The organism is Allobosea sp. NPDC055332 (assembly GCF_053645455.1).
In genome coordinates, this window is record NZ_JBSHMO010000001.1 from 1,194,505 (window position 1) to 1,221,043 (window position 26,539).

General features: G+C 67.5%; 21 protein-coding genes. 9 read left to right on the forward strand and 12 right to left on the reverse strand.

All coding sequences use genetic code 11. From position 1 onward, the window contains the following. Nucleotides 1–5: 5 nt before the first annotated feature. Complete coding sequence (locus ACWIGM_RS06180; protein ID WP_454025022.1) at nt 6–515, reverse strand: TspO/MBR family protein; 510 nt, start codon at nt 513–515, stop codon at nt 6–8. Nucleotides 516–619: 104 nt separating this feature from the next. Here ACWIGM_RS06180 and ACWIGM_RS06185 point away from each other — a divergent pair, with 104 nt between their 5' ends. Continuing rightward, entirely contained in the window at nt 620–1,774 is a 1,155-nt protein-coding gene (locus ACWIGM_RS06185; protein ID WP_454025023.1) for a trans-sulfuration enzyme family protein, read from the forward strand. A gap of 3 nt (nt 1,775–1,777) precedes the next feature. On the opposite strand, the gene ACWIGM_RS06190 is transcribed toward ACWIGM_RS06185, so the two are convergent. Then, nucleotides 1,778–2,380: a glycoside hydrolase family 19 protein gene (locus ACWIGM_RS06190; protein WP_454025024.1), complete on the reverse strand. Its 603-nt coding sequence runs from the start codon at nt 2,378–2,380 to the stop codon at nt 1,778–1,780. A gap of 133 nt (nt 2,381–2,513) precedes the next feature. On the opposite strand from ACWIGM_RS06190, the gene ACWIGM_RS06195 reads away from it, so the two are divergent. After that, entirely contained in the window at nt 2,514–3,815 is a 1,302-nt protein-coding gene (locus ACWIGM_RS06195; RefSeq protein ID WP_454025025.1) for an aminotransferase class V-fold PLP-dependent enzyme, read from the forward strand. A gap of 37 nt (nt 3,816–3,852) precedes the next feature. Here ACWIGM_RS06195 and ACWIGM_RS06200 read toward each other — a convergent pair whose 3' ends face one another. The 4 genes from ACWIGM_RS06200 to argH form a co-directional block, all read right to left on the reverse strand. After that, nucleotides 3,853–6,561 carry a TIGR02302 family protein gene (locus ACWIGM_RS06200; protein WP_454025026.1) on the reverse strand — a complete coding sequence of 903 codons (2,709 nt, stop codon included), beginning with the start codon at nt 6,559–6,561 and terminating at the stop codon, nt 3,853–3,855. A 134-nt stretch (nt 6,562–6,695) separates the two neighbouring features. After that, entirely contained in the window at nt 6,696–7,985 is a 1,290-nt protein-coding gene (gene lysA, locus ACWIGM_RS06205; RefSeq protein ID WP_454025027.1) for a diaminopimelate decarboxylase, read from the reverse strand. 6 nt (nt 7,986–7,991) lie between these two features. Further along, nucleotides 7,992–8,252: an LPS translocon maturation chaperone LptM gene (gene lptM, locus ACWIGM_RS06210; RefSeq protein WP_454025028.1), complete on the reverse strand. Its 261-nt coding sequence runs from the start codon at nt 8,250–8,252 to the stop codon at nt 7,992–7,994. A gap of 76 nt (nt 8,253–8,328) precedes the next feature. Then, entirely contained in the window at nt 8,329–9,729 is a 1,401-nt protein-coding gene (gene argH, locus ACWIGM_RS06215; protein ID WP_454025029.1) for an argininosuccinate lyase, read from the reverse strand. Between the two features lie 31 nt (nt 9,730–9,760). Here argH and tlpA point away from each other — a divergent pair, with 31 nt between their 5' ends. The 3 genes from tlpA (at nt 9,761) to ACWIGM_RS06230 (ending at nt 13,362) form a co-directional block, all read left to right on the forward strand. Then, nucleotides 9,761–10,390 carry a thiol:disulfide interchange protein TlpA gene (gene tlpA, locus ACWIGM_RS06220; protein WP_454025030.1) on the forward strand — a complete coding sequence of 210 codons (630 nt, stop codon included), beginning with the start codon at nt 9,761–9,763 and terminating at the stop codon, nt 10,388–10,390. 170 nt (nt 10,391–10,560) lie between these two features. Beyond that, nucleotides 10,561–11,553 (forward strand): hypothetical protein, encoded by a 993-nt coding sequence (locus ACWIGM_RS06225; RefSeq protein ID WP_454025031.1) that lies wholly within the window; start codon nt 10,561–10,563, stop codon nt 11,551–11,553. Nucleotides 11,554–11,631: 78 nt separating this feature from the next. After that, complete coding sequence (locus ACWIGM_RS06230; RefSeq protein WP_454025459.1) at nt 11,632–13,362, forward strand: carbamoyltransferase family protein; 1,731 nt, start codon at nt 11,632–11,634, stop codon at nt 13,360–13,362. Between the two features lie 84 nt (nt 13,363–13,446). On the opposite strand, the gene grxD is transcribed toward ACWIGM_RS06230, so the two are convergent. From grxD to ACWIGM_RS06260, 6 genes are all read right to left on the reverse strand, one after another. After that, nucleotides 13,447–13,782 carry a Grx4 family monothiol glutaredoxin gene (gene grxD, locus ACWIGM_RS06235; protein WP_091836387.1) on the reverse strand — a complete coding sequence of 112 codons (336 nt, stop codon included), beginning with the start codon at nt 13,780–13,782 and terminating at the stop codon, nt 13,447–13,449. A 47-nt stretch (nt 13,783–13,829) separates the two neighbouring features. Then, nucleotides 13,830–14,066 carry a BolA family protein gene (locus ACWIGM_RS06240; protein WP_092156864.1) on the reverse strand — a complete coding sequence of 79 codons (237 nt, stop codon included), beginning with the start codon at nt 14,064–14,066 and terminating at the stop codon, nt 13,830–13,832. A gap of 11 nt (nt 14,067–14,077) precedes the next feature. Further along, nucleotides 14,078–16,288: a phosphoribosylformylglycinamidine synthase subunit PurL gene (gene purL, locus ACWIGM_RS06245; protein ID WP_454025032.1), complete on the reverse strand. Its 2,211-nt coding sequence runs from the start codon at nt 16,286–16,288 to the stop codon at nt 14,078–14,080. A gap of 95 nt (nt 16,289–16,383) precedes the next feature. Continuing rightward, nucleotides 16,384–16,824: an acyl-CoA thioesterase gene (locus ACWIGM_RS06250; RefSeq protein ID WP_454025033.1), complete on the reverse strand. Its 441-nt coding sequence runs from the start codon at nt 16,822–16,824 to the stop codon at nt 16,384–16,386. After that, complete coding sequence (locus ACWIGM_RS06255; RefSeq protein ID WP_454025034.1) at nt 16,821–17,705, reverse strand: methyltransferase domain-containing protein; 885 nt, start codon at nt 17,703–17,705, stop codon at nt 16,821–16,823. The genes ACWIGM_RS06250 and ACWIGM_RS06255 overlap by 4 nt, the downstream gene beginning before the upstream one ends. A 13-nt stretch (nt 17,706–17,718) precedes the next feature. Further along, the gene (locus tag ACWIGM_RS06260) at nt 17,719–19,560 is read right to left on the reverse strand and encodes a M3 family oligoendopeptidase (protein WP_454025035.1); all 1,842 of its coding nucleotides are present in this window, start codon (nt 19,558–19,560) and stop codon (nt 17,719–17,721) included. A gap of 202 nt (nt 19,561–19,762) precedes the next feature. Between ACWIGM_RS06260 and ACWIGM_RS06265 the strand changes: the two genes are divergently transcribed. The 4 genes from ACWIGM_RS06265 (at nt 19,763) to ACWIGM_RS06280 (ending at nt 26,538) form a co-directional block, all read left to right on the forward strand. Then, nucleotides 19,763–21,253: a sigma-54-dependent transcriptional regulator gene (locus tag ACWIGM_RS06265; RefSeq protein ID WP_454025036.1), complete on the forward strand. Its 1,491-nt coding sequence runs from the start codon at nt 19,763–19,765 to the stop codon at nt 21,251–21,253. Between the two features lie 151 nt (nt 21,254–21,404). Continuing rightward, complete coding sequence (locus tag ACWIGM_RS06270; RefSeq protein WP_454025037.1) at nt 21,405–23,285, forward strand: L,D-transpeptidase family protein; 1,881 nt, start codon at nt 21,405–21,407, stop codon at nt 23,283–23,285. A 241-nt stretch (nt 23,286–23,526) separates the two neighbouring features. Next, nucleotides 23,527–25,266: a peptidoglycan L,D-endopeptidase MepK gene (locus ACWIGM_RS06275; protein WP_454025038.1), complete on the forward strand. Its 1,740-nt coding sequence runs from the start codon at nt 23,527–23,529 to the stop codon at nt 25,264–25,266. Nucleotides 25,267–25,386: 120 nt separating this feature from the next. Further along, nucleotides 25,387–26,538: an efflux RND transporter periplasmic adaptor subunit gene (locus ACWIGM_RS06280; RefSeq protein ID WP_454025039.1), complete on the forward strand. Its 1,152-nt coding sequence runs from the start codon at nt 25,387–25,389 to the stop codon at nt 26,536–26,538. Nucleotide 26,539 lies beyond the last annotated feature (1 nt).

Genomic DNA, 26,539 nt, shown 5'->3' on the forward strand with positions numbered 1-26,539 from the left:
CGAGGCTAGCGGTTCAGCCACCAGATCGAGGCGTTGAGCAGGCTCGCGAACGAGACCCAGGCGAGATAGGGCACGAATAGGGCGACCGACAATCTGTCGCCGAGCCCAGCGAAACACCGCATCGTCCAGATCATCGCCGCCAGCAGCAACGCGATGACGAACAGGCCGCCTGCCGGGCTGTTGAGCCCGAAGAACGCGCAGGACCAGAGCATGTTGAGCGCGAGCTGGACGTGATAGGCGAGCAGCGTTTGCGCCCTGCCCGGCCGATCGCTCGGCAGCCGCCAGATGCGGAAGGCCGCCAGTGCCATCAGCGCGAACAGCGTCGTCCAGACCGGCGCGAACAGCCAGTTCGGCGGATTGAAGGGTGGCTTGGCGAGGCCGGCATACCAGCCCGGAATCTGCGGCACCGTCACCGCACTGCCGATCAGCGATGCCGCGATGACCGGCAAGATCGCGAGAACTGCGGCAAACCACAGGTTTGGCTGACGCTCAGTGTTGTCTGTCACTATGCTCATGCGGCGAGCATGGGGTGTCTCTGCGTTCCGGGCAAGGCGCGCCTCTTGCGCTGCAACAATACCGATGGGATGAATTTTCTCACATAGTAGAATTTGGATCAGCCATGACCAAGCGCCCGCTGCACCCCCGTTCACTCGCCGCGCAGGCGCTGGGCAAGATCGACGCGGTTACGAAGGCGGTCGTGCCGCCGATCCATGTCTCGACGACCTATATCCGCGACGAGGACAACGCCTATTCCTCCGGCTTCATCTATGGCCGGCCCGACAACGAGACGGTGCATGAGGCGCAGGCCGTGCTCGCCATGCTCGAGGAGGCGAAGGCCGGCGCCCTGCTGTTCGGCTCCGGCATGGCCGCGGCGACCGCGGTGTTCCAGGCGCTCTCGCCCGGCGACCACGTCGTCGCCTCCAAGGTGATGTACTGGGCCCTGCGCGCCTGGCTTTTGACCGAGGCGACGCGCTGGGGCCTGACGATCGACTTCGTCGAGACCGACGATCTCGCCAGGTTGAAGGAAGCGGTGAAGCCCGGCGTCACCAAGCTCATCTGGGCCGAGACGCCGTCCAACCCGCTCTGGACCATCACCGACATCGCCGCGGTCGCCGAGATCGCCCACGCCGCCGGCGCGAAGCTCGCGGTCGATTCGACCTGCGCCTCGCCGGTGCACACCCGGCCGCTGACGCTCGGCGCCGATATCGTCATGCATGCTGCGACCAAGGTGCTGAACGGCCATTCCGACGTCGTCGCCGGCGCGCTCTGCGCCCGCGAGGACGATGAGTTCTGGGCCCGGATCAAGACCGTGCGCAAGGGCCAGGGCGGCATCCTCGGGCCGTTCGAGGCCTATTTGCTGATGCGCGGCATGCGCACGCTCCATCTCCGGCAGGAGCGCCAGTCGGCCTCGGCCATGGCGCTGGCCACGAGGCTGTCGGCCCATCCGCTGGTCTCGCGCGTGCTCTATCCCGGCCTGCCGCAGCATCCCGGCCACGACATCGCCGCCCGCCAGATGGAAGGCGGCTTCGGCTTCATGCTCTCGGTCCAGGTCATTGGCGGCGAGGCGGCGGCGGTTGCGACAGCAGCTCATGTCGAGCTCTACAAGCGCGCCACCTCGCTCGGCGGCGTCGAGAGTCTGATCGAGCACCGCGCCTCGATCGAGGGCGCCGGCTCGCCCTGCCCGCCCGACCTGCTGCGCCTCTCGACCGGCATCGAGGACGTCGACGACCTCTATGCCGATCTCGACCAGGCCCTCAAGGCCGGCCACCGCTGACGCCTAGAACCAGATCCCCTTCGCCATCGTCAGCAACCGCCGGCGGTCGGCGAGGCCATTGGCGCCGCCATTGATCAACTGGGTGACGCGGGCCGCATCGTCGCGATCGGCGGCGGCGTTGATCTTGCGGTCGCGCCAATAGGCGAAGGCGATCTGGACCGAGATGCGCGGGTCGAGCGCCAGCTCCGGGCGCCCTTCGAGATCGATATTCACCATTCGGCCGATGCGCTTGTAGTTGGCGCGGCCGGTGAGTTGGAAGATGCCGCGCCCATGATAGCGCGCGCCGTCGCCGGGCTCCGTGTTGCCGAGATCGGCGCGGCCCTCGTATTTGGCGAACTGCTTCTTGCCGCCCTTTTCCTCGAGCGTCCGGAACCGGTCGGTCTCGTGCGCGGCCTGAGCCAGGAAATGGCAGACGCGCAGCGGCGTCGTCAGGTCCGCCTCGGCCGCGAACCGGTCGAAGTGCAAGGCGATGTTGTTCATGATCTCGGCCTTGCCGATCGGCGCGAGGCGCGCGAGCCGTGCGATCGTGACGGCAAGGTCCGGCCGCCGCGGAACCTGCGGTTCCTCGATCGGCGCCTCCTCGACTGCTGATCCCTGCATCGACATCACGACCTCCCGGTTGCGCCTTGGGCCATTATGCATCGGTTTCGCGGTGCGGGGATAAGTTCGCCAGCAAGACCGTCATGGCTCTGAAACAGCCCGGGTCTAGCGAGGCCCCCCGCCCCGAGGAAAACCCGCCATGACCGACCATACCGCTCTTAATCGCCGTACATTGCTCGCCGGCCTTGGCACTGCCGCGCTCGCCGCTGCAGCCGCTCCCGCCCTCGCCCGCTCGCTTCCTGCCCTGCCGAACAGCAACCTCGGCACCGACACCGGCTATTGGGATGCGGTCCGCCGCCTCTACAGCGTCACGCCCGACATGGTGAACCTCGAGAACGGCTATTGGGGCATCATGGCCGAGCCGGTGAAGGCCGAGTACAAGCGCCTGACCGATTTCGTGAACTTCGAGAACACCGTCTACGCCCGCACCAAGATCGGCCAGGACCTCGACAATGTCCGCACCCCGCTGGCCGATTTCCTTGGCGTTGCCCGCGAGGAGATCGCACTGACCCGCGGCGCCACCGAGGCGCTGCAGACCCTGATCGCCGGTTACAACAAGCTCAAAGCCGGCGACGGCGTGCTCTATGCCGATCTCGACTATGATTCGATGCAATACGCGATGAACTGGCTGAAGGGCCGGCGCGGCGTCGAGGTCGCGAAGTTCGACATCCCCGAACCGGCAACCAAGGCGAATGTGCTGGCGGCCTATGAGGCCGCGCTCAAGGCCAACCCGAAGACCAAGCTCTTGCTGCTGACCCATATCAGCCACCGCACCGGGCTGATGATGCCGGTCAGGGAGCTCGCCGCCATGGCCAAGGCGCGCGGCATCGACGTCATCCTCGACGCCGCCCATAGCTGGGGCCAGGTCGACTTCAAGGCCAAGGATCTCGGCGTCGACTTCATCGGCTTCAACCTGCACAAATGGATCGGCGCGCCGCTCGGAGTCGGCGTCATGTACATCGCCCGTGAGCGCCTGGCCGATATCGACACCCATTACGGCGACGAGGACTTCAAGCCGGACGATGTCCGCTCGCGCATCCATACTGGCACGCCGAACTTCGCCGCCCAGCTCGCCGTACCCACCGCGCTCGCCTTGCATCAGGAGGTCGGACCGCAGGCCAAGGAGGCGCGTTATCGCCATCTGCGCAACTACTGGGTAAGCAGGGCGCGCGAGCTCAGGGGCGTCGAGATCCAGACGCCGGACGATCCGGAGATGGTCGCCGGCATCACCTCGTTCGCGCTGACCGGCAAGCGCTCGGCCGCCGATTGCAACGCGGTCGTCGCAGCGCTGCGCGACCAGCACAAGGTGATGACGGTGCGCCGCGGCGGTGTCGCCAAGGGCAACACCATTCGCATCTCGCCCGCGCCCTATCTGACGGAGGCTGATCTCGACCGCTTCATCGCGGCCCTCGCGGTCGTCTCGGGCAATCGGGCGGGCTGAGCCCTAAGTGAAAGGCCGCGCCTGGCGCGGCCTTTCTTCAATTCCGCCGCAGCAGGCGCTCGAGATAGTCGAGCTCCTCGGTTGGCCGCAGGGGGTCACCGAGGCGCCGGCGCAGCTCTTCGAGGATGCGCCGAGCCCGCTGCGTCGCGCTCTCGTCGGCGCCCGGTACCCGCACGCGGCCATCGGCCCAGTCGCGCTGGCGCTGTGGCCGCCCGAGCGGGTCGTTGTTGTCGCGCTGCTGCGCCGAGGGCCGGCCGGCTGGCCGCCCATCCGGCTCGCCATAGGCGTTGTCGTTGCCCTCGCCCTCGCCGGGTTCGCCCTGCATCTGCTGGGCAAGGTTCTGGCCACCCTTGCGCAAGGCCTCGAGCGCGCGCCCCTGCGAATCGACCGCCTGCCCATCCTGGCCCTGGCCGAGCTGGCCTTCGGCCTCGCGCATCGCGTCCTCGGCCTCGCCGAGCTCACCGGGATCGGCACCCATGCCGCGCATGCGCCGCTGCAGGTCCTGCAGCCGCTCGCGCAGGGCCTGCTGGCGCTGCGACAGGCCCTGGCCCTGCCCGCCTTCGGCGTTCTGGCCGTCCTCGCCTTCACCCTCTTCGCCGTTCTCGCCGGGCTGTTGCCCTGGCTGCTGGCCGCGCTGCCCGCGTTGGCCCTGCTGCCCTTGCTGGCGCTGGCCCTGCTGGCCGGGCCGCGCCTGCTGCTGACCGGGGCGGCGGCCCTGCTGGGCGCGATTCTGGCGCTGCTGGTCCTGCTGATAGGTCTCGTCGCGCAATTGCTGCTGCTCGCGCGTCATCCGGTCGAGATCGCCGAGCGCCTGGTTCATCTCGCGCTGGCGCGGATCCTGCTGGCCGGGGCGCGCCGTCTTGAGATTGTTGAGGAGGTTGTTGAGCTCCTCCATCAGGCGCTGCGCCTCGGCCATGTCGCCGCGCTTGGTCAGCTCCTCGATGCGGTTGAGCATGTTCTGCAGGTCGCGCGGCGTCACCGTGCGGAAGTTCTCAGGCAGCTGCGCCTGGTTCCGCTCACCGTTCTGCTGCTGGCGCTGCCATTGCTGCGCGAGTTCGCGCATGTACTGGTCCATGGCGCGCCGCAGATCCTCGGTGAGCTTCTTCATCTCCTCTTCGGAGGCGCCGCGCTCCAGCGCCTGCGCCAAATTCTCCTGCGCGGCCCGCAGCGCCCTTTCGGCATCCGAGAGATCGCCGTCCTCGAGCTGCAGTGCGAAGGCCCACATCATCTCCGCGGCGTCGCGCAACTGGTCGTCGCTGGCGGCACGGCGCAGGCGCTCGCCGATCATGCGCATGCCCAGATAGACGCCGGTCTCCTTCATGAAGCGGTCGGGCTCGATCATCAGCGCATCGAGCGCGAGCTGAACCTTCCTGCGGTTGTCGATGTCCATGACGAGCTTGCGCCGCTGCTCGACCAGCGCCTTGGCCAGCGGCTTGGTGAAGGTCCGCTGCGGCAGCGTGACCTCGACGGTCTCGCTGCGCCCTTCCTGTCCGGTCTCGTCGCGCGCCAGGAGGCTCATATTGACCTTGGCGCCGGCCCAGGGATGAGCCGAGAAGTCGACCGTGCTCTTCATCTCCTCGTCGCCGGAGCCGGAGGACGGCACCGGCAGCACCTGCTTCGGCGCTTCGACCAGCGAGCGACCGCCAGTGAGCGGAGCGACGCGCGAGACCAGCACCTCGGCCGAGGCGATGCCGTAATCATCCTTGCCGCGATAGCTGATGCCGAGCCCACCCTGCACGCCGCTGACGGGCTTCGGCGGCTCGACGAAGGCGATCTCCGGCTTCTGGTCGATGATCGCATGCAGGCTCAGCGTCTGGGCGGGCGCGCCGGAGCCGGTGATGCGCAAGGTGCCATCGCCGGCAACCAGATAGCGCTTCTCGGTGACCGCGACCGTATTCGCCGGCGCAGCCTTGGCCTCGGCCGGCTTGGTCTCGCCGGCCTTGGTTTCGCCCGGCTTGCCCTCGACCGGAACGGCGTCGAGCCGGCCGGTGGTCGCGACATCCATGCCGCTGCGCCCGGCGATGCGCACCACTACGGTCGACTTCTCGGGCACGTTGAAATTCGGGCTGGCGAGCCTGGCGAAATCGATCAGGATCGGCGGCATCCGCGTATAGGAGGGCGGGTCGATCCAGGCGTCGATCCGGACCGCGGCAGCGGCAAGCGCAGGCCCGCGCCAGTCGAAGGCGGCAGTGAGCCGCGGCAGGGCCTCGTGCCCGGCGACGAAGAAGCCGGCTACGGCCGCGACCAGGGGCGCCGCGCGCAGAGCTCGCTTGTCGCGCCCGGCCATGTGCGGCTGCGGCGGTGCGACCTTCAACGCCGCGACATGGGCGCTTTGGCGCTGCAGGTGCAGCGTCCACAGCGCCTGCGAGACCGGATCCTTGCCGCCAACCGCGAGCGTATCCTCGAGCGAAGTCGCCGGACGATGCGCCCCATCCATCGAGTGGTCGAGCCGGGCCAAAGCCTCGCGGCGGCTGGGCCAGCGGCCGGTAACGGCCGGCCAGAAGCTTGCAAGCAAGAGGAGTGCGAAGATAGCGGAACCGCCCGCCCGTCCCCACCAGGGCAGATTGAGCCAGAGCCCGAACCAGGAGACGGCGAGGAAGAGCAGGACGACACAAAGCGGCGCCCACAGCTTCGGCCAGAGGCGCTCCCAGGCGAGAGACAGCCGCGAAGCCGTAGCAAGCCGCTCCAGCCTTCTGCGGATCGTCCCGATCGGGTCAAGCGCCGTCCGGCGCGGTGTTTCGCTCATCCGATGCTCCGAGCCGCCCCCCGCGGCGCCTCTCTTGGCTTCATCGATCGAGCAAGCAGGCTAGCACGTGATTGTGGCGTGACCAGCGCTGAGGCGCCCGAGCCCACAGGCGCTCTTGGAATCGTGAAGCGCCGTCAGGGCAGCCAGGGCGGTGCACGATCCGTGCCGATCAGCTCCTCATAGGTCTGGCGCGGCCGCGTCACGGCGAATTTGTCGCCCTTCACCAGCACTTCGGCGACAAGTGGGCGCTGGTTGTAGGTCGAGGACATGCTGGCGCCATAGGCGCCGGCGGTCATGAAGGCGATGAGGTCCCCGGGCTTCAATTCAGACAATTCGCGCCCGGTGGTGAAAGTGTCACCTGATTCGCAGATCGGCCCGACCACGTCATAGGCGATCGTCTTGCCGCCCTCCGCCGGCTCCGCCACCGGCCAGATCTCGTGATAGGCCTCGTACATTGCCGGCCGCATCAGGTCGTTCATCGCCGCATCGACGACGAGGAACTCCTTGGTCGGACGCGGATTGAGATGCAGCACCCTGGTCAAAAGGATGCCGGCATTGCCGACGATCAGCCGGCCCGGCTCGAAGCCGAGCTCGGCGTCGAGACCAGCCATCACCCTGGCAACCATCGCGGCATAGGCTTCGATCAGCCCCGGGCCATGGTCGAAATTCCTGGGAACTTCGTAGGGGATACCGAGCCCGCCGCCGAGGTCGAGGCGATCGACGCGATGGCCTTCGGCCCGCAGCGCCAGCACGAGATCGCGCATCTTGGCATAGGCCGCCTCGAACGCGTCGACCTCGCGGATCTGGCTGCCGATATGCACGGCAAGCCCCATGATCCTGACGCCCGCCATATTGGCGGCGCGGGCATAGAGCCGGTGCACCTCCTCGAAGGAAACACCAAACTTGTTGGCCGAGGAGCCCGTGGTGATCTTGGCGTGGCCGCCGGCGCCGATGTCGGGATTGACCCGAAACACCGCCTCCTGGCGTTTGCCCAGCCGCTGCGCCACCTTCGACAGCAGGTCGAGTTCACCCTCGGTCTCGATATTGACCTGGTAGATGCCGGCCTCGACCGCGAAGGCAAGCTCGCTTTCGCTCTTGCCGACGCCGGAGAAGACGATCTTGCTCGCCGGGAAGCCGGCGGCGAGCGCCTTGCGGATCTCGCCCTCGGAGACCGTGTCGGCGCCAGCGCCGAGTGCGGCCAACGTCTTCAGCACGCCGAGATTGCTGTTCGCCTTCATGGCATAGAAGACATGCGCCGACTTGCCCGGCGCGGTCGACTTCATCGCCTCCTCATAGAGACGGTAGTGCCGCTCGATCGTCGCGGAGGAATAGACATAGACCGGCGTCCCGACCTTGTCCGCGATCTCGCGCAGGTCGACGTCCTCGGCGAAAAGCGCGCCGTCGCGATAGGCGAAGTGATGCATGTCGGTTCAGAGCAACGGGTCGAGCACGAAGGGCTTCTCGGGAATCTCGATCGCCTTGTTGCGCTTCGGCGGCTTGCCGAGCGGCGAAGCGTCCGTCGCGTTGAAGCTGTTCTCGACCGCGCCGGTCTGCTGATCCGGCAGGTCGATCGCGTTCTTGGCATTCGGCGGCGGCTCCAGGGGTCCGCGGCGGCCGCAGGCCGCAAGCGCGAGGCCGAGCAGGCCGACCACCAGCACGGTGCGGCCGAGTTTCAGGCGGGATTGCGGCACGAACGATGATCCTTAGGCGAAGCTTCGGGACGAGTGTAGCGAATGGCGCGCAAGCTTGCGAGCCTTTGCGCCGGGATCATGACTGCGGCTTCGCGTCCTTGGCGAGCTGCTTCAACCAGCGCTTGGCCTGCCGCTTCACATTGGCAGGGGCGGTGCCGCCATAGCTGGTGCGGCTCTTCACCGAGCGCTCGACGCCGAGCACCGCGAAGATCTCGTCACTGATCTTCGGCTCGACCTCCTGCATCTCGGCGAGCGAGAGCTTCTCCAGCCCGACGCCTTTGGCCGAGGCGACGCCGACGAGCCGGCCGGTGACGTGGTGGGCGTCGCGGAACGGCATCTTCAGCACGCGCACCAGCCAGTCGGCGAGATCGGTGGCCGTGGCGTAGCCGAGGCCGGCGGCCTTCTTCATCGTCTTCAGATCCGGCTGCATGTCGCGGACCATGCCGGCGCTGGCGGCGAGGCAGAGCGACAGGGTCTGCACCGCGTCGAAAGTGCCTTCCTTGTCCTCCTGCATGTCCTTCGAATAGGTCAGCGGCAGGCCCTTCATCATCGTCAGCAGGCCCTGCAGCGCGCCGAAGACGCGCCCCGCCTTGCCGCGCACCAGCTCGGCCGCGTCGGGATTGCGCTTCTGCGGCATGATCGAGGAGCCGGTTGAGAACTTGTCGGAGAGCTTGACGAAGCCGAATTGCGGCGTCGCCCACAGCACGATCTCCTCGGCGAGACGCGACAGGTGCATGGCACAGATCGAGGCGGCCGAGAGCGTCTCCAGCACGAAATCACGATCCGAAACCGAATCGAGCGAGTTCGCGGTCGGCCTGGCAAAGCCGAGCGCCTTGGCGGTCATGTGCCGATCGATCGGGAAGGAAGTACCAGCGAGCGCGGCGGCGCCGAGCGGGCATTCGTTCATGCGCTCGCGCGCATCGCGCAGCCGGCTGCGGTCGCGCGCCAGCATCTCGACATAAGCGAGCAGGTGATGGCCGAAGGTGACCGGCTGCGCCGACTGCAGATGGGTGAAGCCCGGCATCACCGCCCCTGCATAGATCTCGGCCTTCTCGGCGAGTGCGAGTTGCAGGTCGGCGACCTGCTCATCGAGCTGGTCGAGCGCGTCGCGCACCCACAGCCGCATGTCGGTCGCGACCTGGTCGTTGCGCGAGCGGGCGGTGTGCAGGCGCCCGGCGGCGAGCCCGATCCGGTCCTTGAGATTGCTCTCGACATTCATGTGGATGTCTTCGAGCGCACGCGAGAACGTGAAGCGCCCGGCCTCGATCTCGGCCTCGATGCCCTTGAGTCCGGCCGAGATCGCGTCCACGTCCGCCTTGGTCAGGATACCGGTCTCGGCCAGCATGGCGGCGTGAGCCAGCGATCCGCGGATGTCCTGGCGCCACAGGCGCTGGTCGAAATCGATGGAGGCGTTGATCTCCTCCATGATGGCGTCGGGACCTGTGGCGAAACGCCCACCCCACATGCGGTTGCTCACGGCGGTCTTTCCTGCTCTTCAAGGACGCACGATGACGTCTCGGTCGAAAATTGCGGTGGCCTGTGGGGCCTTTGCGCTGCTCGTGCTCGGCGGCGCAGCGGCCTTCTACTCCGTGCGAGGCATGCCCGGCAATTCCGTCTGCAGTGCCGCTGCGACGAAGGTGGAGACGCTGCGCCCCCTGGCGAAAGGCGAGGTCGCCGCCGTCGAGGTCGCCAAGCAGCCGACGCCGCTGCCCGATCTTTCCTTCAACGGACCGGACGGCAAGCCGACGACGCTGTCAGCCTTCCGCGGCAAGACCGTGCTAGTCAATCTCTGGGCGACCTGGTGCCTGCCCTGCCTCACCGAGATGCCGGCGCTCGACGCGCTCCAGGGCGCCCTCGGCGGCTCCGATTTCGAGGTGGTGGCGATCAACATCGACACGCGCCACCCCGACAAGCCGAAGAAGTGGCTGGCCGACAAGAACATCACCCGCCTCGGCTACTATGCCGACCCGCAAGCCAAGGTCTTCCAGGACATCCGCGCCGTGAAGAAGGTCGAGGGCATGCCGATCAGCCTGCTGATCGACCCTGCCGGCTGCGAGCTCGCCTTGCTGCAAGGGCCGGCCGAGTGGGCGGGAGTCGATGCCAAGGCGATGATCACAGCTGCGATCGGCCGCCGCTGATCCGCACAGGCCGTCGATCACGGCGCTGACACGCACAAGAGCGACAAGCGGCTTAAGGCCTCATCCTTCGATCGTAGGATCGCGGGACGTGAACCCATATCCGCTCAGCCAGTTGCAGCATGGCCCGTCGCCGACGGCACGGGCTCCACCGATCGTACAGGAGCAACGCGATGATCCGATTCGACATGAGCATAGTGCGCCATGCCGCCCGAACGACCCTGCGCCTGGCCCTCGGTGGTCTGCTCGCCGCCGGATTGGCAGTCAGCGCGCAGGCGCAGGAGCGCACAGCGATCTCCGGCACCACGGTCTCGCTGACACCGCTCAAGGGCTTCGCCCCATCGGCCAAGTTCGCCGGTCTGGAGAATGTCGAGGCGAAGGCATCCGTGCTCGTCGTCGAGTTGCCGCCCGAAGCGCACCCGCAATTGTCGGCGCTATTCAGCAATCTGGAGATGGCGAAGACCAATTTCGCCAAGCAGAACATCACTATCGACGAGGCCGAGGACATTGAGACGGCCGCCGGCAAGGGCCGCATCCTGACCGGCCAGCAGACGGTCGGCGCCGCGACCTTCGACAAGTGGATCGTGCTGCTCAAGGGCGCCAAGACCGTGATGATCACGGTGCAGGCCCCGGATGATTCCGATCTCGACGGCGACGATGTCATCACCATGCTGAAGAGCGTGTCGCTCGGCACCGAACCGACCCTCGAGCAGAAGCTCGAAGCCCTGCCCTTCCGCGTCCGCGCAAGCGAACCTTTCCGCGTCGTCGACACCTTCGGCGGCCTCGGCGTGCTGATGACCTCGGGCCCGCTGAACGTCGATCCCAAGGGTTCGCAGCCCATGCTGATCGTCAGCTACCAGACCGGCGGCCAGGTTCCCGCCGGCCAGTTGGCCGCCGTGGGTGAGAAGCTGCTGTCGACGACGCGCGGCTTCGAGAAGGCGGAGATCACCAAGCGCGAGACCGTTACCTTCGCCGGCAGCGACAGCGGTGCGATGCTCTCGGGCACGACCTCGGATGGCGCGGCCCGCAAGCGCTTCGCCCAGTATATGGGCCTGGGTCCCGATGGCCGCTTCGTGCGCATGATCGTCAGCGCCGACGAAGCGACCTTCCCGAGCCTGGAACCGGCGATCAAGGCGATTGCTGACAGCATCGCTTTTGCCAAGTGACCAACTGACGCCGCCGCCCGGCGTCACCGATCTGCAACATTTGCCATGGCCGGCCGGCTGCTCCATACGCTGCCGGCCATGAGCTACACCATCGGCCTCGCCACCACCTTCCACGACCCGGCCATCGCCATCGTCGATCCCGGCGGAGAGGTCCTGTTCGCCGAGGCAGCCGAGCGCTATCTGCAATACAAGCGGGCGCCGAATTGCGAGCCGGACACCGCGGCGCGGATGGAAAGCCTCGTCAGGCGCTACATCCCCAAGGGTGCCGAAATCAGGCTCGCCACCAGCTGGGGCGAGGAGTTCACCGGCTTCCTCGACCAGATGAGCCGCGCCGGCTCCTTCAGCCTCGATGCGCTGCTGAAGCTTTCGCCCGCCTTCAACCGCTCGCTTGTGCCCGAGCGCAGCGAGCGCGCCTTGATCGCCAACCTGCATCACCAGCAGCAGCGCGCCGGCCTCGGCACCCTGCTTGGCCTCGACCGCGCCTTCGGCGAGGCCAAGATCACCGGGATGAAGCGCTATGGCCATCATCTCAGCCATGCCGCCTATGCCTCCTGGTCCTCGCCCTTCCGCGACGCCGCCTGCCTCGTCGTCGACGGCATGGGCGAGACCGGCGCTTCCGCCATCTTCGCGCTCAGGGATGGCCGTCTCACCGAACTGAAGCGCCATCGCGGTCGCGAATCGATCGGCTTCTATTTCGGCTTCGTCACCGACCTCGCCGGCTTCGACCAGGCCAAGGGCGAGGAATGGAAGATCATGGGCCTTGCGCCCTATGGCAAACGCGACCCCGAGCTGCTCGCTTTGCTGCGCAAGCTCTATCGCGTCGAGGGCACCAAGCTCAGCTTCGCCGACGCCGCGACCGTGCAAAAGGTCGCCGACGAGATCCTCGCCCGCCGCCCGGCCGACGCGCTTGACAAGGGCTGGGCCGATCTCTCGCGCTGCGGCCAGGATGTCTTCGCCGAGATGATGGAGGCGCTGCTCGCCGAGACTGCGGCGCTCTGCCCGTCGGAGAATCTCGTGCTCGCCGGCGGCTGCGCGCTCAACTCCTCCTTCAACGGCAAGATCGTCGGCCGCCACGGCTTCAAGCAGGTTTATGTCCCCTCCGCCCCGGCCGATGACGGCAACGCGATCGGCGCCGCCTGGCTCGCCCATGCCGAGGCTAATCCGGACTGGCAGGCGCCGAAGGGGCCGATGACGCCCTATCTCGGCTCGAGCCTCTCGACCGAGCCGTTCGAACGCATGGTGGCCTGGGAGCCGCGCCTGAAGAAGCTCTCGCCCGACCAGATCATCACCGCGACGGCCAAGCTCCTCGCCGAAGGCAAGCTGATCGGCTGGGCGCAGGGACGAGCCGAGTTCGGGCCGCGCGCGCTCGGCAACCGCTCGATCCTGGCCGATCCGCGCCCGGCGAACGCCAAGGACCTCCTCAACGCCAAGGTGAAGTATCGCGAGGCCTTCCGGCCGTTCGCGCCTTCGATCCTGGCGGAGCACGGCCCCGACTGGTTCGAGAACTACCAGGATGCGCCCTATATGGAGCGCACCCTGACCTGGAAGGAAGCAGTGCGCGATCGCGTCCCTGCCGTCGTCCACGAGGACGCGACCGGGCGCCTGCAGAGCGTCACCGCGCAGCGCAATCCGCGCTACCACGCGCTGATCTCGGCCTTCCACGAGATCACCGGCGTGCCGGTGATCCTCAACACCTCGTTCAACATCATGGGCAAGCCGATCCTGCACAGCAGCGAGGACGCGATCCTGATGTTCTATACGAGCGGGCTCGACGCGTTGGTGGTCGAGGACTGGCTGCTGGTGAAGTGATCGCCGGCTTCGGCAGCAGGCAAATCCGGACATGAAAAAGGCGGCGCTCACGCGCCGCCTTTTCGATTCTGGAGCTGAAAAGGCTCAGCTCGCCTGCTTGACGGCGATGCCCTTCTCTTCGAGCAGCGCCTGCAACTCGCCGGCCTGGAACATCTCGCGGGTGATGTCGCAGCCGCCGACGAACTCGCCCTTGACGTAGAGCTGCGGGATGGTCGGCCAGTTCGAATAGGCCTTGATGCCTTCGCGGATCTCCTGATCCTCGAGCACGTTGACGCCCTTGAAGGGCACGCCGACGTAAGAGAGAATCTGCACGACCTGACCGGAAAAGCCGCACATCGGGAATTGCGGCGTGCCCTTCATGAAGAGCACCACGTCGCTGGACTTCACTTCGGCATCGATACGGGCGTTCACATCGCTCATGGCTTTATCTCCAAATGCGGGTTCAAGGCCCGCCGGATGAACTCGTTCTAATCTTGGGGAACCGTCGTCGTCAGCGCAAGGGCATGCAGCACGCCGCCCATGTTTCCTTGCAAGGCGGCATAGACCATCTGGTGCTGCTGCACGCGCGACTTGCCCTTGAAGGCCGCCGAGACCACCGTCGCGGCATAATGGTCGCCATCGCCGGCGAGGTCCTTGATCTCGACGACGGCGTCCGGGAACGCCGCCTTGATCATACGCTCGATCTCGCTCGCTTCCATCGCCATGGCGGTTCTCCTCAAGCGGCCTTGCCGGCCATGTAGTCCGGCAGCCAGCTTTCATGGGTCTTGCGCAGGGCAGCGATCGAGACGGCGGCCTCGCCCGGCAGGGCAAGCTCGCTGCCGCCGGTCTTGCCGATGATCTGCGCTGGCACGCCAACGGCCTTCGCCTCTGCGACGATGGCTTCCGCAGTGCTCGCAGGCAGGGAGAGCAGGTAACGCCCCTGATCCTCACCGAACAGCACAGCATGGGCCGGACCGGCCGGCAGCGCTTCGATCTTGGCGCCAATGCCCTTCGCCATCGCCATCTCGGCGAGCGCGACGGCAAGACCGCCATCCGACAGGTCATGGCAGGCGCCGAGACGGCCCGCCGTGATCAGCGAGCGCACGAACTCGCCATTGCGGCGCTCGACCGCAAGATCGACCGGCGGCGGCGCGCCCTCCTCGCGGCCGCAGACCGTCGCGAGATAGGATGACTGGCCGAGCCAGCCCTTGGTTTCACCGATCAGCACGATCGCCTCGCCCTCGGCCTTGAAGCCGACGGTCGCGTGCTTGGTCACATCGGCAAGCACGCCGACGCCGCCGATGGTCGGGGTCGGCAGGATCGAGACGCCGTTGGTCTCATTGTAGAGCGAGACGTTGCCGGAAACGACCGGGAAGTCGAGCGCCCTGCAGGCTTCGCCGATGCCGCGGATGCAGCCGACGAGCTGGCCCATCACTTCCGGCCGTTCCGGGTTGCCGAAATTGAGATTGTCGGTGATGGCGAGCGGCAGGGCGCCGACCGCGGTCAGGTTGCGCCAGGCCTCGGCCACCGCCTGCTTGCCGCCCTCGAACGGGTCGGCCTCGCAATAGCGCGGCGTGACGTCGGCGGTCATGGCAAGGCCCTTCGGCCCGTCCTCGATGCGGACGATGCCGGCATCGCCGCCCGGCGTCACCGCCGAACTGCCGAGGATCAGCGTGTCGTACTGCTCGTAGATCCAGCGCTTCGAGGACAGATCGGGCGAGCCGACCAGCGCGAGCAGCGCCTCGGCGTTCGACATCGGCGGCGTCACGCTCGCCGCATCGATCACTGGACGCTTCGGCGTCTCGACCCAGGGCCGGTCGTATTCGGGAGCCTCGTCGCCAAGTTCCTTGATCGGCAGGTCGGCCATGGTCTCGCCGTCATGCTTGACGACGAAGCGCAGCGTGTCGGTGGTCTTGCCGACGACGGCGAAGTCTAGGCCCCATTTGCGGAAGATCGCCTCGGCCGGCTCCTCATGGCCCGGCTTGATCACCATGAGCATGCGCTCCTGGCTCTCCGAGAGCATCATCTCATAGGCGCTCATCTGCTCTTCGCGGCAGGGCACCGCGTTGAGATCGAGCTCGACGCCGAGGTCGCCCTTGGCGCCCATCTCGACCGCCGAGCAGGTCAGGCCGGCCGCGCCCATGTCCTGGATCGCGTCGACATGGCCGGCGGCCATGATCTCCAAGCAGGCCTCGAGCAGGAGCTTCTCGGCGAAGGGGTCGCCGACCTGCACGGTCGGCCGCTTCTCCTCGGCGCCCTCGTCGAAGGCGGCCGAGGCCATGGTCGCGCCGTGGATGCCGTCACGGCCGGTCTTGGAGCCGAGATAGACGATCGCCTTACCGACACCCGAAGCCTTGGCGTAGAAGATCTCGTCGGTTCGCGCGAGGCCGACCGCCATGGCGTTGACCAGGATGTTGCCGTCATAGCGGCGGTGGAAGCCGGTGGCGCCGCCGACATTCGGCACACCGAACGAGTTGCCATAGCCGCCGATACCAGCGACGACGCCCGAAACGAGATGGCGGGTCTTCGGATGGCTGGGATCACCGAAGCGCAGCGCGTCGAGCACCGCGATCGGGCGTGCGCCCATGGTGAAGACGTCGCGCAGGATGCCGCCGACGCCTGTCGTCGCGCCCTGATAGGGCTCGATGAAGGACGGGTGGTTGTGGCTCTCCATCTTGAAGACGATCGCCAACCCGTCGCCGATGTCGATGACGCCGGCATTCTCGCCCGGCCCCTGGATCACCCAGGGCGCCTTGGTCGGCAGGGTCTTCAGATGGATCTTCGACGACTTGTAGGAGCAGTGCTCGTTCCACATCGCCGAGACGATGCCGAGCTCGGTGATCGTCGGCTCGCGCCCGATCAGGTGCAGGAAGCGCTGGTACTCGTCCGGCTTGAGGCCGTGCTCGGCGACCAGCTGCGGGGTGATCTTGATGTCGTTGGGAATCACGCGGCCTGTTCCTGACGGAGGGGGCGAGCGCAGGGCTCGATCTCAAGCGGGGGCAATAGCCTGAAAACGGCCGCTGACACAATCGCAGGCGACGCCTACCCGACCCCGATCTCTGCCATGGCCGCACGCAGCTTGGCCGGGATCGGCACCGGCGTCTGCGGGCCGCGCTCGACATAGACATGGGTGAAGAGGCCCTGCGCCGCCGTGAGTTCGCCACCTTGCCGGAAAATGCCGATCCGGTAGGTCACCGAGGAACGGCCGAGCTTCTCGACCGCCAGCGCGCCCTCGACCACCTCCGGGAAGGCGACGCTCTCGAAATAGTCGCAGCGCGTGCCGACCACGAGGCCGACGATCTTGCTCTCCTTCGCGTCAAGAAAGCCCTGCTCGATCAGCCAGGCGTTCACCACCGTGTCGAACCAGTTGTAGTAGATCACGTTGTTGACGTGGCCGAAGACGTCGTTGTCGGCCCAGCGCGTCGGGATCGTGCGGAACAGGCGGAAATCAGCCCGCCCCAGCCTGACCGGCTTCTCGCTCATCGGTTCTCCCCGCCGGCCTTGTCGCCCGTGCCGATTTCCGGAACGCCGAGCGCATCCGCCAATCGCGCCTTGGCCGAGCCGGGCCGCAGCGGCTTCTGCTGGCTCTCATGCGGCGCCCAACCGGAGAGCCAGACGATCTCGAAGGTCGCGCGCAGACGCCCGTCCGGATCGGAGAAGCGCTCGGCATAGAGTTCGGCCGCTCGCAGGAGCACTGCACGCCGCAATGGCTTGCGGCTGCGCTCGCTCAGCGCATTGGCCCAGCCCATCGCGCGCAGGTCACGCAGCAGGCTGAACATGTCGCCATAGCGGACGGTGACGCTTTCGCTGTCGATGACGGGGAGCGCAAAACCCGCCCGCTGCAGCAGCCCGCCGAGATCGCGCAAATCGGCAAAGGGCGCGACGCGCGGGCTCGCCCCACCGGTCAGCTCAACCTCGGCCGCTAGCAGCGACTGGCGCAATTCGGTCAGGCTCTGGCCAGCGAGCAGGCAGGCAATGAAGAGCCCGTCAGGCCTGAGCGCCCGCTTGATCTGGATGAGGGCGCCGGGCAGGTCGTTGACCGTATGCAGCGCCAGTAGTGAGGCCGCGAGATCAAGCGATTCCGCGGCGAAGGGCAAGGCTTCAAGATCGCCAACGACAGTGGCGCCAGCTTCGGCGGCTTCTGCCATGCGCAGCAAGCCGCCAGCCCTCGCCTGCAGCACTGCCCCTGCCAGGGGCAACGGCGTGCCGAGATCGGCAGCCCGCTCGAAATGACGCAGCACAGCCGAGAGCCGCTCGTCGAGATCGTCGACACAACGCGCCAGCAGGAAATCCGGATAGCCGGCGGCGAGCGCAGCCGACAGGCGGCGGCGATAGAGCGCGCGGTCGAAGACGAGTGAGCTCACCGCGCGCCCCGCCTCACTCCATGCCCTCCAACTCGATGATCAGCCCCTCGATCATCTTGAGTCCGATCTGCCAGAAGGCCGGATCGCGCGCGTCGAGGCCGAACGGCTTGAGCAGCTCGGAATGGTGCTTGGTGCCGCCGGCCGAGAGCAGCGCGAAATAGCGCTCCTGAAAGCCCGAGGCCGAGTTCTGGTAGACGCCGTAGAGCGAGTTCACCAGGCAGTCGCCGAAGGCATAGGCGTAGACATAGAACGGCGAATGGATGAAGTGCGGGATATAGGCCCAGAAGGTCTCGTAGCCCGGGCCGAGCCGGATCGCCGGCCCCAGGCTCTCCGACTGCACGCTGAGCCAGAGATCGCAGAGGTTCTCGGCCGTCAGCTCGCCTTGCCGCCGTGCCTCGTGAACCTTGCGCTCGAAGGAGTAGAAGGCGATCTGGCGCACGACCGTGTTGATCATGTCCTCGACCTTGGCCGCCAGCATCGCCTTGCGCTGTTTCTGGTCGCGCGTCTCGTCGAGCAGCTTGCGGAAGGTCAGCATCTCGCCGAACACGCTCGCCGTCTCGGCCAGCGTCAGCGGCGTCGGCGCCATCAGCGCGCCATTCGGCCCAGCCAGGACCTGGTGCACGCCATGGCCGAGCTCGTGCGCCAGCGTCATCACGTCGCGCGGCTTGCCCTGGTAGTTGAGCAGCACATAGGGATGCGCCGACGGCACCGTCGGGTGTGCGAAGGCACCCGGCGCCTTGCCCGGGCGGGCCGGCGCATCGATCCAGCTTTCGTCGAAGAAGCGCCGCGCGATCCCCGCCATATCGGCTGAGAAGTCGCCATAGGCCGAGAGCACGGTGTCGCGCGCTTCGGTCCACGGAATCGTGCGCTGCTCGACCTTGGGCAGCGGCGCGTTGCGATCCCAGTAGTCGAGCGCATCTTGCCCGAACCAGCGGGCCTTCAGCTTGTAGTAGCGATGCGAGAGACGCGGATAGGCCTCGCGCACCGCCGCGACCAGCGCATCGACCACCTCGCGCTCGACCCGGTTCGCCAGATGCCGGGAATCGGCGACGTCAGCGAACTTGCGCCAGCGGTCGGAAATCTCCTTGTCCTTGGCCAGCGTATTGGTGATCAGGCCGAAGGTCCGCAGATGCTGGCGGAAGACGGTGCCGAGCACCTCCGCCGCCTCCTTGCGCACCGCGCCGTCGGCATCCTGGAGCCGGTTCAGCGTCAATTCGAGGGTGAGATCGTCGCCGCCGACCTTGAAGCGCAGCGAGGCGATGGTCTCGTCGAAGAGCCGGTTCCAGGCGCCATGGCCAGTGACCGACTTCTCATGGAAGAGCTCCTCGATCCGATCCTCGAGCTGATGCGGCTTGTCCTTGGCGAGGTCTTCCAGCCAGGGCTTCCAGTGGCTGAGCGGCGCTTGCGCGGCGGCCTTCGCCAGCAGCGCCTCGTCGATCCGGTTGAGTTCGAGCCCGAAGAACAAGAGCTCGGTCGAGATCGCGGTGACCTTGTCCTGCGTGTCGCCATAGAACTTGGCGCGCTGCGGGTCGGTGGTGTCGCCGGAATAGACCAGGCCGGCATAGGACATGATCTTGCCGACCAGATCCTCCAGCCCCTCATAGGCCTTGACCGCCTCGGTCAGCGCAGCGCTCGCATCCTCGCGCGCAGCGAGCGCCGCGAGCTTGCCACGATAGAGCTCGGCGAAACGCCGCGCCTCCACCGCCGCGCGCTCGACATCGGCGGCGAAGACCGGCGAATCCATTGCCGGATAAAGATGCGTCAGATCCCATTCCGGCAAGGCGCCGAGCGCCTCGGCCACGCCTCTGGCATGGGCAGCGCGTACGGTTGCGGGACGGTCGAAGGGGCGGGTCATGTCGTCTCTGCCTCGGCCTGTCGGGGATTGTTGCGGCCCTCTCATATGCGCGGCCGGCGGCTCACGATCAACGGCAGCGCTGCCACAGGCGCCGGATTTCCTGCCGACCTTGCCAGCTTAAGCGGGGCTTAACCCTTCTCCTCGACGATGACCCGAAACGGAACAGCCGATTCCGGCTAATTGCCTGGCCTGCCGAGGTTTCATGTCCGCAACCATCCTCGTCGTCGACGACGATCCCGTGCAGCGCAGGCTGCTCGATGCGATGCTGAAGCGCTTCGGCTACGACGTCGCGCTGGCGGAAGGTGGCGAGCAGGCGCTGGCTGCCCTCGTCGACGAATCGCGGCGCATCGACTGCCTCATCCTCGACCTCGTCATGCCCGGCCTCGACGGCATGGGCGTGCTCGCGGCACTGCGCGAGCGCGGCAGCGAGGTGCCGGTGATCGTGCAGACCGCCAACGGCTCGATCGAGACCGTCGTCGCGGCGATGCGTGCCGGCGCGGTCGACTTCGTGGTCAAGCCGGCCGGTGCCGAACGCCTGCAGGTCTCGCTCAAGAATGCCCTCAAGCTCGGCGCTCTCGAGCACGAGATCCGCTACATGAAGCGGCGCGCCTCCGGGCAGCTCGGCTTCCGCGACCTCGCCAGCAAGAGCCAGGACATGGGCCGCGTCGTCCAGCTCGCCGAGCGCGCCGCTCGCTCCAACATCCCGATCCTGATCGAAGGCGAGTCCGGCGTCGGCAAGGAGGTGCTGGCCCGCGCCATCCAGGGCTCTAGCGACCGCAAGGGCAAGCCCTTCGTCACCGTCAATTGCGGCGCGATCCCGCACAACCTTGTTGAATCCATCCTGTTCGGCCACGAGAAGGGTGCCTTCACCGGCGCGACCGAGCGCCATATCGGCAAGTTCGTCGAGGCCAATGGCGGCACGCTCTTCCTCGATGAGGTCGGCGAATTGCCGCTCGATGCGCAGGTCAAGCTGCTGCGCGCCATCCAGGAGAGCGAGGTCGATCCGGTCGGCGGCAAGAAGTCGGTGCGCGTCGACATCCGTATCATTTCGGCGACCAACAAGAGCCTGCTGGAGCAGGTCAAGCGCGGCGAGTTCCGCGAGGACCTGTATTACCGCCTCAACGTCTTTCCGATCACCCTGCCGCCCTTGCGCCGCCGCCGCGAGGATGTCGCCGATCTCGCCCGCGGCTTCCTCGCCCGCTTCGCCGCCGAGGAAGGCCGCAAGCTGCGCGGCATCAGCGCCGAAGCGCTCTCCCTGCTCGCCGACTATGACTGGCCCGGCAACGTCCGCCAGCTCGAGAACGCGATGTTCCGCGCCGTCGTGCTCTCCGATGGCGACGAACTCACCGTCGCCGAATTCCCTCAGATCGCCGCCCAGATGGACGGCTTCGACGTCCGCATTCCGCCGGCGCCGGCCTCCGTCGCCAGCGAGCCGCGCGGCGAGGCGCCGCCGCGCGTCATCCAGGTGCCGGTCCGCGATCCCAACGCGCTCGATCTCGTCGCCGGCTCCGATATGCGCACGCTCGACGAGCTGGAGCGCGAGATCATCCGCTTCGCGCTCGCTCACTATCGCGGCCACATGTCCGAGATCTCGCGCAAGCTCGGCATCGGCCGTTCGACGCTCTATCGCAAGCTCAAGGACTACGGGCTGATCGAGGGCGAGGACGCCGCCGACGGCGTCGACGCGGCTTAAGCCGGTTCACAGCGAAACGCGCTCTGCAGCCGACAGGGGACGGGTTGCAGAGGGCGAAATATCGGCCGCTGTTGCAGGGCGGCATCTTGTCGAAGCAGGTCGAGTCACGCAGTTATCGGCGTGGATCGGCAAGGACCGGGGAAGTTCATCGATGTGCCTTCGCCGCCTGGCGGAAACCGTCTCAACCGCCGCTCTGGGCCTTTCGCTCGCGCTCGTCGCCGCGACTGCGCAGGAGACGGCAAGCGGGATCGGTCAGCCGCTGCCCGAGCAGCCCGCTCTGGTCATTCTCAAGACTGACGCCGAGCCGCAGCAGCTCGACATCCCTGCCCCGGCGCAAGTCACGCTCGATCTGCGCCCATCAGCCGACCTGCAATCGGCCGAAGCTGCCGAGACCAAGGAAATCGTCACCGGCGCGCTCTCGACGAGGCCGGACCGGATCGAGGCCGAGCCTGATCTCGACCCGCCGGAGATGCCGCCGGTCGATCCGGCCCTGACGAAACCGGCAGAGGCACCGCAACCGCAACTGGCCAAGCCGTCTGCCCCGCAGATCGATCTGCCACCCCTGCCTGAGGTTGCGGTCGCGCTGCCGGCCGGGCTCGAACTCTCCGGCCGGATCGCGGCCCAGGCCGAGATCGCGGCGGCCCTGCCGCGTCTCTCCGCCCGCGAGCGCGCCGACATCGTCGCCGCCTACGCCGCCAACGAGAACCGCCCGTTCTGGATCGACGGCAAGGATCTCGGTGCCGCCGGCAAGCAGCTCGTCGCCCAACTCGGCCGCGCCGGCGATGACGGCCTGCGCACCGGCGACTATCTGCTCCCGGTCTTCGAGGCCAGCGACAAGGACAGCCTTGCCGCCGCCGATATCAGGCTTTCGGCGCTCGCCGTGCTCTATGCCCGCGACGCCCGCGGCGGCCGCATCGACCCGCGCCGCCTCTCCAAGCTGATCACGCCGAAGCTCGAACTGCCCTCGGCGACGGAGGTCCTGTCGGAACTGACCGGCGCCGCCGATGCCGGCACGGTGCTTGCCGCTTATAATCCCCGGCATACGGGCTACCGGCACCTGAAGGCCAAGCTCGCCGAATTGCGCGCCGACAAGCCCGAGACGCCGGTCGCCCGCATCCCGGCCGGCCCCGCTCTCAAGGTCGGCATGCGCGATGCCCGCGTGCCGCTGGTCCGCGCCCGGCTCGGCCTCGGCGCGAGCGAAGAGCCGATCTATGACCGCTCGACCGCGCTGGCTCTGGCGGACTTCCAGAAGCAGGCCGGCCTGCGCGCCGACGGCGTGCTCAGCGACCAGACCGTCGCCGCGCTCGCCATGCCGCGTTCGACGCGGCTGGAGAGCGACATCATCGCCCAGATGGAGCGCTGGCGCTGGCTGCCGAGCGATCTCGGCGAGAACCGCATCGTCGTGAATATTCCCGAGTACAGGATGCGCGTCATGCACGGCGACAAGCTCGCCTATGAGGCGCGCGTGATCGTCGGCAAGCCGGAATCGGCGACTCCGGTCTTCTCGCACCGGATGGAGCACGTCGTCGTCAACCCGTCCTGGTTCGTGCCGCCCTCGATCCTGAAGAAGGAGTTCCTGCCCGGGCTCGCCAACGATCCGAATTATGCCGCCAGGCGCGGCTATGTCGTGACGCGGGCCAAGAACGGCAGCATCTCGGTGCGCCAGCCGCCGGGCGAGCGCAACGCACTCGGCTGGATCAAGTTCATGTTCCCGAACGACCACGCCGTCTACCTGCACGACACACCGAATCGCAGCCTGTTCGGCGCCGGCAAGCGCGCCTTCAGCCATGGCTGCGTTCGCGTCGAGAACCCCTTCGCCCTCGCCGACCAAGTCCTCGGACCGGAGTGGACGAGCGAGCGGCTGAAGCGGCTGATCGGCTCCGGCGAGCGCACGATCAAGCTGCCGCAGCCGCTGCCGATCCACCTCGTCTACGAAACCATCGTCGTCAACGAGGCCGGCGCCGTCTCGACATTCGACGACATCTACGGTTTCCACAGGCTGGTCAGGAACGCGCTCGAACAACGTTCCTGACCGACTCCGCAGCGAAAAAGTCCCATTCGGCACGGTTTCGCCACGATCAGCCGGTAGCGAGCAATCTTGCTTGCCGGAATCCGGCGGGGGAGTTGTCTCGCCGGTAACCTCCCGTTAAGCCTTCTCGGCAACTGTTCCTTCACGTTTACCGCTCCGGCTCGCCCCGGCGCTTCGAGACGGGTCTGACAGAGTGAGCAGGTTGAAGGCCGAGATCGCAGCACGGCTCCCGCGTCCTTTGCGGATGAGCGCGCGCGCCGGCTTCCTGCTGGCCGCCAGTGCAAGCTTCCTGATCCTTGGCGTTCGCGGGACGCAGAACGCCGTCGCCAACGGCGACACCCGCACCATCACCATCAAGCACATGCACACCAAGGAGGAGACGACCGTCACCTTCAAGCGTGACGGCCGCTATGATTCCTCGGGGCTGGAGAAGCTCAACTGGGCACTGCGCGACTGGCGCACAGATGAGCCGATCCGGATGGATCCGCGCCTGTTCGACATCGCCTGGGAGGTCCATCGCAAGGTCGGCTCCGACCAGCCCTTCCACGTCGTCTCAGCCTATCGCTCGCCCGGCACCAATTCGATGCTGCGCCGGCGCTCGCGTGGCGTCGCCAAGCACAGCCAGCACATGCTCGGCAAGGCGATGGACTTCTATCTGCCCGATACCCCGACCGCCCGCATGCGCGAGACCGCGATGCGGATGCAGCGCGGCGGCGTCGGCTTCTATCCCGGTGCCCATACGCCCTTCGTCCATCTCGACGCCGGCTCCGTCCGCTCCTGGCCGCGCATGACCCGCGACCAGCTCGTACGCCTCTTCCCCGATGAGAGGACCGTACATCTGCCGGCCGACGGCAAGCCGCTCAGCGGCTACGAGGTCGCCAAGGCCGAGATCCTCTCCGGCGGTGGCTCCGTGATGGGCTATGGCGCCGGGGATTACGACGAAGGCGCGATCATGGCCTCGAGCAGCGGCGGCAAGAGCTTCTGGGCCGCACTGTTCGGCGGCGACGACGAAGAGGCTGACGCCCGTCCGACCCGCGGCCGTGCAGCCGCACGCCGCACGCCGACCCCGCAGCCGACCGTCATGGCCTATGCCGGCGACAGCAACAGCGGCGATGGCGGCCGCTTCGCCGTCTTCAACGCGCAGCCGGCCCAGCCCGAGCCCACCGGCCGGGCAGTCTTGCGCGACCGCTCAAACCGCGCGACGACGACCCAGCCGCCCGAGGAGACGCAGGTCGCAGCGCTGGCTCCCGCGCAGGCCGCTCCGCCCGAGCCGCCGAAGCCGGCCCCAATCGCGACCGCGCTGCCCGTCGCGCGCCCGACTGGCCTGACGCCGCCCGCGCCGCCTCTCCCAGCCGGCTCGCCACAGCTTGCCGCCATCGCGGCCGAGGCCACTGCCCTGCCGCTGCCCGCAGCCGAGCAGAAACTGATCCTCGCCTCGCTGCCGCCACGCCGGCCGAGCGATCTTCCGGGCCCCGCGCTCGAAACCATCCTGACCGGTCGGCCGGTCTCGGCGCCGCTGCCGCCGTCCCGCCCGGTCGCGCTGGCGAGCCTGTCGACCGAGGGTCTCCGGCTTGGCGAGGCCGACGACGACGCCGTTCCCGCCGGCGCCAAGCTCGTCAGCGTCAGCCACCCGCTGCCCCCGATCCGCCCGCGTCCGCCAGGCGCCGCACCGGAGCACTCGGGCACGACGCAGATCGCCGCGCAGCCGCGCACACCGATCACCGCCGAATACGACGCCGACCGTGCCGGCCTCGATTCGCTCTTCGCCGCGGTGGCGGCGCCGAGCGCTTCGCCGACTCGCCGCGCGACGGTCGCGACCGCCAAGGCAAGAGTCGGTTCGGAAGCTCAGGCCAAGGGTTGGGTCGCTGGTGCGAATCCAGCCGCGGCGCTCGGCTTCTCCGCGGCCGAACCTAGCGATGTCGGCACCAGTGGCTTCACCGGGCCGGCGGTCAAAGCTCTCCCGACGACCTTTGTGCAGAATTAACCGACGGGTCCGGCTTGCATCTTTCGTCATCACGTTGACGTAGCGCGCCCCGAAGAAAACACGCAGAATGCAACTCGCCGCTGCATCTTGCCGCGGCCGTAATGCACTGGCGGGGGCCTCATGCTCGACGGTTTGCACTCGAAATTGCCGGGCGTTCGGCGCTCGCTGTGGCTGGGCTCCCTGCTGGTCTGCGCCTTTGCCGTTTCCTCGAACACCACGCTCGCACAGCAGCCGGCGCCGACCGCCGTCCCGGTCGGCACCGTCGCGGCCGAGAAGCGCGCGATCACGCAGACCGCCGATTTCGTCGGGCGCATCGAAGCGGTCAACCGCGTCGATATCCGTGCCCGCGTCACCGGTTACCTCGAGGATGTGCTGTTCAAGGACGGAACGACCGTCGCTGAGGGCGCGCCGCTCTTCCGCATCGAGCGTGCCCCGTTCGAAGCAGCAGTCGAGCAGGCGCAAGGCGCGCTGGAGCGAGCCCAGGGCACCCTGCAGAACGCCACCCTCCAGCGCGTGCGCGCCGAGGACCTCCTGCGTACCAACGCCGGTTCGGTCGCGATCCGCGACCAGCGCGTCGCCGAAGAGAAGGGCGCGCAGGGCGACGAGACCACCGCCGCCGCCAATCTGAAGACCGCCCAGATCAATCTCGGCTACACCGAGATCAAGGCGCCGATTGCCGGCCGGATCGGCCGCACCAAGCTGACCAAGGGCAATGTCGTCGGGCCTGATACCGGCGTGCTCGTCCAGATCGTCAGCGACGATCCGATGTACGTCACCTTCCCGGTCAGCCAGCGCGAATTCCTGGCCCTCAAGACGAACCGTTTGCCGACGGACGGCTCCGCTCCGCTCGTCTCCCTCAAATTCTCCGACGGCTCGACCTATGACCAGAAGGGCCGCGTCGACTTCATCGACGTCTCCGTCGAGCGCGGCACCGACACCGTGCTGGTGCGCGCGACCCTGCCCAATCCGAACGGCAAGCTTCTCGACGGCACGCTGGTGCGCGTCGCCGTCCAGGCGCCCCAAAGCGAGGAGAAGGTGCTGGTGCCGCAATCGGCTTTGATTGCCGACCAGCAGGGCTCCTACGTCTTCGCCGTAGAGGACGGCAAGGCGGTGGCCAAGCGCATCAAGGTCGGCGCCGAGGTCGGCGCCTATGTCGTGGTCGATCAGGGCCTGGCCGGCAATGAACAGATCGTCATCCAGGGCCTGCAGAATCTCCGGCCCGGCGTGCCGGTGCTCGCCTCGCCCGTGACCCCGCCGGTCGGCCGGAGCTGAA

What these genes read in the sequence shown, in the direction of transcription:
- ACWIGM_RS06180 (WP_454025022.1), bottom strand. Translation starts at nt 515, where the DNA reads ATGAGCATAGTGACAGACAACACTGAGCGTCAGCCAAACCTGTGGTTT.
- ACWIGM_RS06185 (WP_454025023.1), top strand. Translation starts at nt 620, where the DNA reads ATGACCAAGCGCCCGCTGCACCCCCGTTCACTCGCCGCGCAGGCGCTG.
- ACWIGM_RS06190 (WP_454025024.1), bottom strand. Translation starts at nt 2,380, where the DNA reads ATGTCGATGCAGGGATCAGCAGTCGAGGAGGCGCCGATCGAGGAACCG.
- ACWIGM_RS06195 (WP_454025025.1), top strand. Translation starts at nt 2,514, where the DNA reads ATGACCGACCATACCGCTCTTAATCGCCGTACATTGCTCGCCGGCCTT.
- ACWIGM_RS06200 (WP_454025026.1), bottom strand. Translation starts at nt 6,561, where the DNA reads ATGAGCGAAACACCGCGCCGGACGGCGCTTGACCCGATCGGGACGATC.
- lysA (WP_454025027.1), bottom strand. Translation starts at nt 7,985, where the DNA reads ATGCATCACTTCGCCTATCGCGACGGCGCGCTTTTCGCCGAGGACGTC.
- tlpA (WP_454025030.1), top strand. Translation starts at nt 9,761, where the DNA reads ATGACGTCTCGGTCGAAAATTGCGGTGGCCTGTGGGGCCTTTGCGCTG.
- ACWIGM_RS06225 (WP_454025031.1), top strand. Translation starts at nt 10,561, where the DNA reads ATGATCCGATTCGACATGAGCATAGTGCGCCATGCCGCCCGAACGACC.
- ACWIGM_RS06230 (WP_454025459.1), top strand. Translation starts at nt 11,632, where the DNA reads ATGAGCTACACCATCGGCCTCGCCACCACCTTCCACGACCCGGCCATC.
- grxD (WP_091836387.1), bottom strand. Translation starts at nt 13,782, where the DNA reads ATGAGCGATGTGAACGCCCGTATCGATGCCGAAGTGAAGTCCAGCGAC.
- ACWIGM_RS06240 (WP_092156864.1), bottom strand. Translation starts at nt 14,066, where the DNA reads ATGGCGATGGAAGCGAGCGAGATCGAGCGTATGATCAAGGCGGCGTTC.
- ACWIGM_RS06250 (WP_454025033.1), bottom strand. Translation starts at nt 16,824, where the DNA reads ATGAGCGAGAAGCCGGTCAGGCTGGGGCGGGCTGATTTCCGCCTGTTC.
- ACWIGM_RS06260 (WP_454025035.1), bottom strand. Translation starts at nt 19,560, where the DNA reads ATGACCCGCCCCTTCGACCGTCCCGCAACCGTACGCGCTGCCCATGCC.
- ACWIGM_RS06265 (WP_454025036.1), top strand. Translation starts at nt 19,763, where the DNA reads ATGTCCGCAACCATCCTCGTCGTCGACGACGATCCCGTGCAGCGCAGG.
- ACWIGM_RS06270 (WP_454025037.1), top strand. Translation starts at nt 21,405, where the DNA reads ATGTGCCTTCGCCGCCTGGCGGAAACCGTCTCAACCGCCGCTCTGGGC.
- ACWIGM_RS06275 (WP_454025038.1), top strand. Translation starts at nt 23,527, where the DNA reads ATGAGCGCGCGCGCCGGCTTCCTGCTGGCCGCCAGTGCAAGCTTCCTG.
- ACWIGM_RS06280 (WP_454025039.1), top strand. Translation starts at nt 25,387, where the DNA reads ATGCTCGACGGTTTGCACTCGAAATTGCCGGGCGTTCGGCGCTCGCTG.